This is a genomic window from Gryllotalpicola sp. CP2-P1, from assembly GCF_057512245.1.
The window spans coordinates 1-9,431 of record NZ_JBLRDT010000106.1 but is presented as its reverse complement, the minus strand read 5'-3'; the positions used below and the strand labels follow the sequence as shown (position 1 = coordinate 9,431).

Annotated in this window: 11 protein-coding genes; 8 read left to right on the top strand and 3 right to left on the bottom strand. The window is 70.6% G+C overall.

The window, feature by feature from the left end; translation table 11 throughout:
* The 4 genes from ACM2XV_RS09520 to ACM2XV_RS09505 form a co-directional block, all read left to right on the top strand.
* Positions 1 to 1,137: FAD-binding oxidoreductase (locus ACM2XV_RS09520; RefSeq protein WP_487026758.1), on the top strand; the 1,137-nt coding region annotated here is incomplete at its 5' end.
* An 84-nt stretch (positions 1,138 to 1,221) separates the two neighbouring features.
* Positions 1,222 to 2,472: an MFS transporter gene (locus tag ACM2XV_RS09515; RefSeq protein ID WP_487026757.1), complete on the top strand. Its 1,251-nt coding sequence runs from the start codon at positions 1,222 to 1,224 to the stop codon at positions 2,470 to 2,472.
* Between the two features lie 2 nt (positions 2,473 to 2,474).
* Complete coding sequence (locus ACM2XV_RS09510; RefSeq protein WP_487026756.1) at positions 2,475 to 3,029, top strand: winged helix-turn-helix transcriptional regulator; 555 nt, start codon at positions 2,475 to 2,477, stop codon at positions 3,027 to 3,029.
* Between the two features lie 159 nt (positions 3,030 to 3,188).
* A complete protein-coding gene (locus ACM2XV_RS09505) occupies positions 3,189 to 3,743 on the top strand; it encodes a YceI family protein (RefSeq protein WP_344776012.1) in 555 nt (184 codons plus the stop codon).
* A 93-nt stretch (positions 3,744 to 3,836) separates the two neighbouring features.
* Here the strand turns inward: ACM2XV_RS09505 and ACM2XV_RS09500 are convergent, their stop codons facing one another.
* Together ACM2XV_RS09500 and ACM2XV_RS09495 are read right to left on the bottom strand one after the other, a co-directional pair.
* Positions 3,837 to 4,460 (bottom strand): NADPH-dependent F420 reductase, encoded by a 624-nt coding sequence (locus ACM2XV_RS09500; protein WP_487026755.1) that lies wholly within the window; start codon positions 4,458 to 4,460, stop codon positions 3,837 to 3,839.
* A gap of 47 nt (positions 4,461 to 4,507) precedes the next feature.
* Positions 4,508 to 5,242, bottom strand: a complete 735-nt coding sequence (locus ACM2XV_RS09495; protein WP_487026754.1) for an SDR family NAD(P)-dependent oxidoreductase — start codon at positions 5,240 to 5,242, stop codon at positions 4,508 to 4,510.
* Positions 5,243 to 5,363: 121 nt separating this feature from the next.
* Here ACM2XV_RS09495 and ACM2XV_RS09490 point away from each other — a divergent pair, with 121 nt between their 5' ends.
* The 3 genes from ACM2XV_RS09490 to ACM2XV_RS09480 are packed head-to-tail and all read left to right on the top strand — an operon-like array spanning position 5,364 to position 7,856.
* Complete coding sequence (locus ACM2XV_RS09490; protein ID WP_487026753.1) at positions 5,364 to 5,948, top strand: TetR/AcrR family transcriptional regulator; 585 nt, start codon at positions 5,364 to 5,366, stop codon at positions 5,946 to 5,948.
* A 55-nt stretch (positions 5,949 to 6,003) separates the two neighbouring features.
* Complete coding sequence (locus tag ACM2XV_RS09485) at positions 6,004 to 6,444, top strand: MarR family winged helix-turn-helix transcriptional regulator (protein ID WP_487026752.1); 441 nt, start codon at positions 6,004 to 6,006, stop codon at positions 6,442 to 6,444.
* On the top strand, positions 6,441 to 7,856 hold the full coding sequence (locus ACM2XV_RS09480) for an MFS transporter (protein WP_487026751.1): 1,416 nt from the start codon (positions 6,441 to 6,443) through the stop codon (positions 7,854 to 7,856). Before ACM2XV_RS09485 ends, ACM2XV_RS09480 begins: the two co-directional genes overlap by 4 nt.
* Here the strand turns inward: ACM2XV_RS09480 and ACM2XV_RS09475 are convergent.
* Positions 7,821 to 8,840 carry a YeiH family protein gene (locus ACM2XV_RS09475; RefSeq protein ID WP_487026750.1) on the bottom strand — a complete coding sequence of 340 codons (1,020 nt, stop codon included), beginning with the start codon at positions 8,838 to 8,840 and terminating at the stop codon, positions 7,821 to 7,823. The two genes, ACM2XV_RS09480 and ACM2XV_RS09475, sit on opposite strands and share 36 nt — an antisense overlap.
* 81 nt (positions 8,841 to 8,921) lie before the next feature.
* Between ACM2XV_RS09475 and ACM2XV_RS09470 the strand changes: the two genes are divergently transcribed.
* Positions 8,922 to 9,431 (top strand): bifunctional transcriptional activator/DNA repair enzyme AdaA (locus ACM2XV_RS09470; RefSeq protein ID WP_487026749.1); only part of this gene is annotated, 510 nt, incomplete at its 3' end.

Here is a 9,431-nt window from a genome sequence, read left to right as displayed (position 1 = left end):
TTCAGCGCCGGCCACGGCCTCTCCGGCCGCTCACTGAACCGCGGCGGCCTCGTCATCGACGTCGGCGCCTTCGACGACATCGAGGTGCTCGATGGGGCATCAGGCCGCGTGCGCGTCGGCCCGGGCGCGCGCTGGCTCGACGTCGCTCGGGCCCTCGCGCCGCACGGGCTCGCGATCACGAGCGGCGACTACGGCGGCGTGGGGGTCGGGGGCCTCGCGACGGCGGGCGGCGTGGGCTGGTTCGCGCGCGAGCACGGGCTGACGATCGACCACCTGCGCTCGGTCGATGTCGTGCTCGCCAGTGGCGAGCACGTGCGCGCCGCCGCCGATGAGAACCCCGAGCTGTTCTGGGCGATGCGCGGCGCCGGCGCGAACTTCGGAGTCGCGGTCTCGTTCGAGTTCCAGGCGCAGCGCGTGGGAAGGCTCGGCTTCGCGCAGCTCGCCTTCGACGCGAGCGACACCGCGGGGTTCCTCACCCGGTGGGGCGCCGCGGTCGAGGCATCCGATCGCCGTGTCACGGGCTCCGTGATCCTCAGCGGCGGTGGCCGCGCGCGCTATGCGCAGGCGCTCATCGCGGTCGACAGCGACGACCCCGACACGATCGTCGAGCTGCTGCAGCCGATCGCCGGGGTCGCGCCGCTCGTCGATCAGTCGGTCGCGCTCGCCACCTACGACCAGGTCATGGCGGCGTTCGTGAGCGACGAGCCGCAGCAGGCGCAGGGCGAGCCGCACAGCCACTCGGGGCTCATCGAGCACCTCACGCCCGCCTTCGCGGCCGACGCCGCAGCCCTGCTCGACGCGGGCGCCTCGTACTTCTTCCAGCTGCGCGCAGTGGGCGGCGCCGTCGCCGATGTTCCGGCCGAGGCGACGGCATACGGCTGGCGGGGCGCGAACTTCTCGGTGGCGGCGTTCGGAACGCGATCGTCGGGTCTCGACGAGTGGTGGCGGCGCCTCGAGCCGCACTTCGAGGGCCTGTACCTCAGCTTCGAGACCGACACGGGGCCCGACGCGCTCGCCCGGGCCTTCCCGGCGGGGCACCTCGCGCGCCTGCGCGAGCTCAAGCGGCGCTACGACCCGAGCGGTCTTTTCCGCGACAACTTCTTCATCGCACCCACCGCTTCCGAGCGCGCCGCCTGAATTGGGAATAGCTACTCAGCTCGCTGAGTTGGGAAGGAGTATTCAGCCCTTCTGGGCGCCGCACTCGATCTGACAGGACGACCGATGAACCGCATCGCACGCACGCTGCCCAGGGCAGCCTCGTACTGGACGGCCGCGGCCGTCGCCGCCATCGCCCTCTGGACCAGCGGCGCGCCCAGCACCACCTACCCGCTCTACGAGTCGCAGTGGCACGTCACCACGGCCGTGACCAACGCGGTGTTCGCGGTCTACCCGGCAGCGCTCGTCGTCGTGCTGCTCGTCTTCGGCGACCTCGCCGACCACATCGGCCGTCGCGCAGCGATCCTGCTCGGCCTCGCGGCGATGCTCGTCGGCACCCTGCTGTTCGCGCTCGCGCCGAACATCGGCATCGTCTTCGTCGGCCGCGTGTTCATGGGCGTCGGCGTGGGCCTCGCGCTCAGCCCCGCCTCCGCGGCGGTGCTCGAGTTCAGCCGGGCGGGGCGCGAGCGCGCCGCCGGCTCCGTGACCACGGCGGCGACCGCGCTGGGCCTCGCCCTCGCCACGCTCATCGGCGGCGCCCTGATCCAATACGCGCCGTACCCGCTGCACCTCGACTTCTGGGTGCTCACCGTCGTGATCGCCGCCGTCGCCGCGATGGTCTGGTTCATGCCGCGCCACACCCGCGACGAGGCCAGGGGCGCATGGCGCCCGCGCGGCGTCGCCGTGGCCCCCGGCATCCGCCTGATGTACCTCGTCGCCGCGCTCTCGATGAGCACCGCGTACATGTTCGGCGCCATCATCCTGAGCCTCGGCGCGACGATCGCCGAGCAGATCACGCACGCGACGAACGTGCTCGAGGTCGGTGCGATCATGGCCGTCATGTCGGTGTTCATCGGCGCGACCGCGCTCGCGACGCGCGCCGTCAGGCCGCGCAACTCGATCTCGATCGGGGCGGTCGTGACGCTTGCTGCCTTCGCGCTGCTGCTCGACGCGGCCTACACCGGCTCCCTGCCCGTGTTCGTCGCCACGACGATCGTCGCCGGCTCGGGCTACGCGCTCATGTTCTCGGGCGCGCTGGCGCTGATCGGCCAGAACGCCCCCGCGCACCACCGCGCCGGCACCATCTCGGCCGTGTATCTCGTGGCCTACCTGATGCAGGGCGCCACGGCCGTCGCACTCGGGTTCATCGCGACCGGCGGCGGCCTGCGCAGCGCGCTCGACGTCGGCGCCATCGGGGTGGGCGTGTTCGCCATCGGCTCGCTCGTGACTGCGCAGGTGCTGCGCGCGCGGCAGAATGCTGCGGAATCACGCACCGCTGCGACCGCGCACACGGCTTCCATCGCCTTCGAGGAGTGACCATGCCCGACCTGACCGCGACCACGCACGAGCCCGAGCTCGACCCGGTGGACGCCCGGGAGTACCAGGCACTGTGCTCGATCTCGCGCACCGTCGACATCCTCGGGCCGCGCTGGAACTTCCAGATCATTCGCGAGGCGCTCGCGGGGATCACGCGCTTCACCGACTTCCGCGAGATGCTCGGCGTCTCTCCCGACATCCTGAGCGCGCGGCTCAGCTCGCTGGTGGACGCCGGCGTTCTCGAGCGGCGGAAGTACCACGCCCCCGGCGAGCGCGCCCGCGACGAGTATGTGCTGACGCAGGCCGGCCGCGAGCTCGACATCGTCATCTCGGCGCTGCGGGACTGGGGCGACCGGCACGCGCCGGGCGAGTTCGGGCCGATCAGCCGGCGCATCCGACGCAGCGACGAGACCCCGGTGCACGTGGCCTACGTCGACGATGCCGGGCGCGAGGTGCCCGCGGAGGACGTGGTCGCGCTGCCGGTCGAGTCGACTCCGGCGGTGAGGTTCTACGCGCGGCGCAGGGAGCTTGTGGAGCGCGCGGCGGCGACGCGCTAGGGGGATCGCGGTCCGAGCCGAGCCGTCGGGGGCTCGCCGCCGGGCAGCGGCTTTCGTAATAATTCAAGATGATCTGGAATACAGAGCAATTCCATGCGCTTGCATGCATCAGACGGGGCATCCGCCTCGGCCATCCGATTCTCTAGGAGTACGAGAGCCATGACCGACACCATCGACATCCCCGGCTACCGCGCCGGCACCTGGGTCGTCGACCCGACCCACACCGAAGTGGGCTTCAGCGTCCGCCACCTCATGATCGCGAAGGTGCGCGGCAAGTTCGAGAAGTTCGAGGCGACCTTCGTCACCGGCGAGAACCCGCTCGAGTCGTCCGTCACCGCGAAGGCCGAGGTCGCCTCGATCAACACCGGCGAGCCGAACCGCGACGGCCACCTGCGCACCGGCGACTTCTTCGAGGCCGACAAATTCCCCTACATCGAGTTCGTCTCGACCGGCGTGCGCGTCGACGGCGGCGACTTCAAGATCGACGGCGACCTCACCATCAAGGGCACGACCAAGCCGGTCACCTTCGACTTCGAGTTCGCGGGCTTCCAGTCCGACCCGTACGGCAACTACAAGGCCGGCGGCACCGCGACCACCAAGATCAAGCGCGAGGACTGGGGCCTCACCTACAACGCCGCGCTCGAGGGCGGCGGCGTGCTGATCGGCTCCGACGTCACGATCACGATCGAGATCGAGGCGGCGCTGCAGGCGTAACGCCCCCGCTCGCTTGGGCCACCAGCTTCCGGCGTGCGCTACTCGGATCCGAGTAGCGGAACGCGGAAGCTGGTGGCCCTACGCATAGGCGGCTCAGCCGAGGGCGTTGACGCCGAGGGAGAAGTCGAAGTTCCCGACGCCATGTCGGGCCAGCCCCATCGTCAGCACGCCCGCGCCCTCGAGCCAGTGCGCCATGCTCAGACCGCCGGTGTCACGCGGGCGCAGCCCGATGCTCTCGATGAACGCAGACACCCGGGCCTTCGCTGCCGCGTCGTCGCCCGCGATGAACACCTCGGCCGAGCCGCCGTGCGCGAGCACATGGCGGAACAGGGTGTTGAACCCCTTCACGACCCGGGCGCTCGCCGGCGCGGCATCGGCCACCAGCTGGGCGATCGAGGTGGTGTGCGGCACCGCCAGCCCGGTGCCGGTCGCGTCGAAGGGGTTGGTGATGTCCACGACAGTCTTCCCTGCCAGCGCGTCCCCGAACTCGCGAACGACGGGAACGGCCGCCTCGAACAGCACGGCGAGGATGACGATGTCGCCGGCCGGAGCGGCGCCCCACGCGCCGCTCGTCGTGCCGCCGCCCAGGGATGCCGCCAGCGTCGCCGCCTTGGCCGCGTCGCGGCCGATCACCTCGACCCTGTTGCCGCCCGCCACGGCGAGCGCGCCGATGGTGCGGGCCATGTTCCCCGTGCCGATGATGCTGATGGTTCTCATGTGGTTCTCCTTCGTGTCGTGCCGGTCAGCTGCCGATCGGGTGCCGGTCACAGGGCGGTGGTGCCGCCGTCGGCGACGAGCTCGAGGCCGTTGACATAGCTCGAGTCATCCGAGGCGAGGAACAGGGCGACGTTGGCGATCTCCTCCGGCCGGCCCATCGCGCCACGCGGAATGAGGGACTCGAACGCCGCCTTCGTGGCCTCGTCGAACAGCTCCTCCTGCTTGGCGGTGGCGACCTGGCCCGGCGTCAGCACGTTGACCCGGATCTTCCGGTCGCGCAGCTCATTGAGCCAGACCCGAGCCCAGGCCTGCTGAACGGCCTTGCTGCCGGCGTAGAGACTCCACCCCGGGAAGGCGCCGAGCGAGGCGTTCGAGCCGGTCATGAAGACCGAGGCCCCGTCTGCCAGCAGCGGCAGCGCCTTCTGCACGGTGAAGAGCGTGCCGCGGGCGTTGAGCCCGAACCAGGTGTCGAACTGCGCCGGCGTGATCTCCCCGAGGGGTGCCGCCTCGCCGCCGCCTGCGCTGGCCCACAGCACGTCGATCGCGCCCTTCTCGCGCGCGACGATCGCATACAGGCGATCGAGGTCGTCGAGATCCGCGGCGTCGCCCCGCACGCCGGTGACGTTGCGGCCGATCTGCTTCACGGCCTCGTCCAGCGCGTCCTGACGGCGTCCCGTGATGAAGACGTACGCGCCCTCGTCGACGAACAGCTTCGCTCCGGCCAGCGCCATGCCGCTGGTGCCGCCGGTGATGACCGCGACCTTGCCGTCGAGCTTTCCCATGTTGCTCCTTCGAGTCGGTGGTGCCGTGCGCACCAGGCGTCGATGTTAGGTACACCGATCTGTGTGCTTACGCTAACAGACTAAGTACACCGTTCCGTACCAGGTCGCGTACCATGGGCCCATGACGGAATTGCAGAAGGGGCCGCAGGGCCTTCGCCGCGGGCGGGGCGCCCGCGAGCGCATCCTCAGCGCCTCACGGCAGCTGTTCCGCGATCAGGGCATCGCGGGCACCGGCATGGACCAGCTCTGCGCGACGGCCGAGGTGTCGAAGCGCACGCTGTACCAGCACTTCGCCGGCAAGGACGAGCTCGTCACCGAGTGCCTGCGCCAGTTCGACCCCACCGTGCTCGCGCACGTGTTCGACCGCGTCGACCTCAGCCCCCGCGAAAAGCTGCTCGCCGCCTTCGACATCCCCGCGGACAACCCGATGTGCCCCTACATCTCGACCGCCGTCGAGCTGCACGACCCGGGCCATCCCGCCGCCCAATACGCGTCCGAGTACAAGAGGGCCGTCGCTGCGCGCTTCACGGTCGCCGCCCGCGAAGCCGGCGCCCCCGACCCTGAGGGCCTCGGTGAGCAGCTCGCGCTGCTGCTCGACGGCGGGGCGGCCCGCAGCCGCGTGCTGAACTCCGACGCCTTTCCCACGGCCGCATCCATCGCCGCTGTGCTCATCGACAACGCCATCCCCGAGACGGTCGGGCGTTGAATCCGGGACTCGGATATTGACAGCGAAACTTGCAAGGTAGGCTTACTATATTGAGGTGAGCAACCCCACCGACCCCGAGACGCTCGCCGACAGCATCTCCGACATGCTCGCCTCGCTGCGCCGCGCGATGCGCAGCGGCCGCCAGATCGGCGACCTGCCCCCGCGGCACGAGGCAGCACTCGCCTGGCTGCGCCGCAAGCGCCAGCTGACCACCGCTCAGCTCGCCCGCTTCGAGCAGATCACCCCCCAGTCGATGGGCGTGGTCGTCGCCGAGCTCGTCGAGCGCGGCCTGGTGGTGAAGACGAAGGACCCGGAAGACGGTCGACGCGAGCTGCTCACGCTGACGGATGCCGGCGCGGCGACCGTGAACCGCACCGACGAGGCGCGCCACGCCGACCTCATCGAGCTGCTCGCCACCCGGCTCACCGAGGCCGAGCGCGACACCGTCGCCCGAGGCCTCGCCGTGCTCATGAAGATCGAAGAGGACCAGAAGTGACCGACGCCCCCGCAGCCCCCGGCCGGTTCACCTGGCGCTTCGTCACGCCCGTGCTCATCGGGCCCGTGCTCAACCCGATCAACACGAGCATGATCGCCGTCGCGCTCGTGCCCATCAGCCACGATCTCCACGTCGCGACGTCGACCGTCGTGTGGCTCGTCGCCGGACTCTACCTCGCGAGCGCGATCGCGCAGCCGACCATGGGCAAGCTCGCCGACGTCTTCGGGCCGAAGCGGGTCTACCTCGTCGGGCTCGTCGTCGTGCTGGTCGCCGGCTTCCTGCCGAACATCTGGCACGACTTCAGTGCGGTGCTGATCTCGCGCATTCTCATCGGCATCGGCACCTCGGCCGCCTATCCGTCTGCGATGTCGCTGATCCGCGACCAGAGCGCGCGCCTCGATCGCCAGACCCCGCCCGCGCTGCTCTCCGGCCTCTCGATCGCGAGTCAGACCGTCGCGGCGGTCGGCCCCGTGCTCGGCGGCGTGCTGATCGAGTTCTTCGGCTGGCAGTCGATCTTCCTCGTCAACATCCCGCTCGCCGCCATCGCGCTCGTGACGACGATCGTCTGGGTGCCGTCTGACGCGACCCGACCGCAGCGCCCCGGGCCCAAGCCCACCCTGCGCGACGTCGACCCGATCGGCATCGTGCTGTTCGCCGGCGCGCTCGCCTCGCTGCTCGTCTTCCTGCTCGACCTCAAGCTCTCGATGCTCTGGCTCGTCGGCGTGACCCTTGTGCTCGTGGCGGCACTCCTGTGGTGGTCGCTGCGCAGCAGGCATCCGTTCATCGACCTGCGCATGCTGCGGCGCAACGGCGCGCTCAGCCGCACCTACCTGCGCATGCTGCTCATCTACTTCGGCGCCTACACGATGATGTACGGCTTCAGCCAGTGGGTGCAGGGTTCGGCCGGGTACTCGGCAGATCAGGCCGGCTTCATCCAGCTGCCGACGGCCGTGCTCGCGGCGCTGACCTCGATCACCGTCGCGAAGAACCGGCGGCTGCGACTGCCCCTCGTGCTCTCCGGCCTCATCCCGTTCTTCGGCGGCATCCTGCTGATCTTCCTGCATGCCGCGAGCCCGCTCGTGCTGCTGCTCGTCGTCGCCGCCATCTTCGGCGTGCCCCAGGGGCTCGCCTCGGTCAGCAATCAGCAGGCGCTCTATCGGCAGGCGCCGGGCGACCAGCTCGGCACCGCGTCGGGCCTCTCGCGCACCGCCGTGTACCTCGGCTCGATCCTCTCGTCGGCCGCGATCGGGCTCGCCTTCCCGCATGCGCCGACGGATGCCGGACTGCACGGCCTCGGCATCGCGATCGCCGTCATCGTGGGGCTCGCGGCCCTGCTCGCCCTCGTCGACCCGGCGCTGCGCACGCGCAAGGACGGCTCAGAGCGTGTGGGTGGCGGCCTGAAGTCCGAGTGACGACAGGGCGACGAGCACCCACAGGCTCGCGCCGAGCACCAGCGGGCGCAGCCCGGCCTGCCTGAGCACGCCCACGCGGGTGCCGAGGCCGATGCCGGCGAGCGCGACCGTGATCATGAAGGTGGCGAGTTGGCTGAGATACGGATGCCACGCCTGCGGGATCACCCCGAGGGTATCGACCAGCACCGCGACGAGGAACCACACCAGGAACATCGGCACGACCTTGTTCCACGAGATGCGGCCGGGGGGCTCTTCTGCCGCGGCGCCGGCGGCCGCGGCATCCGCCCGCACCTCCTGGCGCCGCTTGTACAGGGCCAGCGCGACCGTGATCGGCACGATCATGAGCGTGCGCGTGAGCTTCACGACGATGCCGTACGCGCCCGCCGCGGCGCTGAAGCTGAACGACGCCGCGACGACCGATGAGGTGTCGTTGATCGCCGTGCCCGCCCACAGGCCGAAGGAGTGGTCGCTCATGCCGAGGGCGCGCCCGATGAACGGGAACGTGACGACGGCGATCACGTTGAACGTGAAGATCGTGCCGATCGCGTAGGCGACGTCTGAGGACTTGGCGCGGATGACCGACTGGGTCGCGGCGATGGCGGATGCCCCGCAGATCCCCGTTCCCACGCCGATCAGCGTGCGCACGTCGCCGTCGAGGCCGAGCGCACGCCCGATCAGCCACGCGCCGAGCAACGCGATCGCGAGGGTGCCAAGCATCACGGGCAGCGAGTGCCAGCCGGTGCGCAGCACCTCGACGATCGAGAGCCCGGTTCCGAAGACCACCACAGAGGCCTGCAGCACGTACTTGCCCGACCAGGCCGCTCCGGCGTCCGTCATCGTGCCCGGCTTCAGGAACGCGGCGAGCACGGCGCCGATCACGATTCCGAACACGGGCGCTCCGACGACGGGGACGAGGGCGCCGAGCCCTGTGGCGACCAGCGCGATCGCGACGCAGAGGCCGAGCCCGGGCAGCCGCTTCTTCATCACGGCCAGGCTACCCGGCAGCCCGAGGCCCCTGTCCGATTCCCGCCACTCAGCGCGCGCCACTCCACGGATGATGGAGGGGTGAGCACGCCATTGGACCCCGAGGTCGCCTACCGCGCGGCATCCGGCCGCGACCCGCGCTTCGACGGGCGCTTCTTCCTCGGCGTCACCACGACGGGCATCTATTGCCGGCCATCGTGCCCGGCGCGCAAGCCCCTGCGTCGCAACGCCGTGTTCTTCCCCACGGCAGCCGCGGCCGTCGCGGCGGGCTTTCGCGCGTGCAAGCGCTGCCGGCCCGATTCGCTCCCCGGCTCGCGGCACTGGGATGCGAGCGGGGACCTCGCCGCCCGAGCCGTGCGAGCGATTCGCGACGGGGTCGTCGACGAGTTGGGGGTTGCCGGGCTGGCGCGGCGGCTGACGGTGAGCGAGCGGCACCTGCACCGCGTGCTCGTCGCCGAGGTCGGCGCGTCCCCTCTGCAGCTCAATCGCACGCGCCGCGCGCACACGGCACGCACGCTGATCGAGCAGACCTCGCTGTCGCTCACCGACATCGCGTTCGCGGCGGGCTTCGGCAGCGTGCGCCAGTTCAAC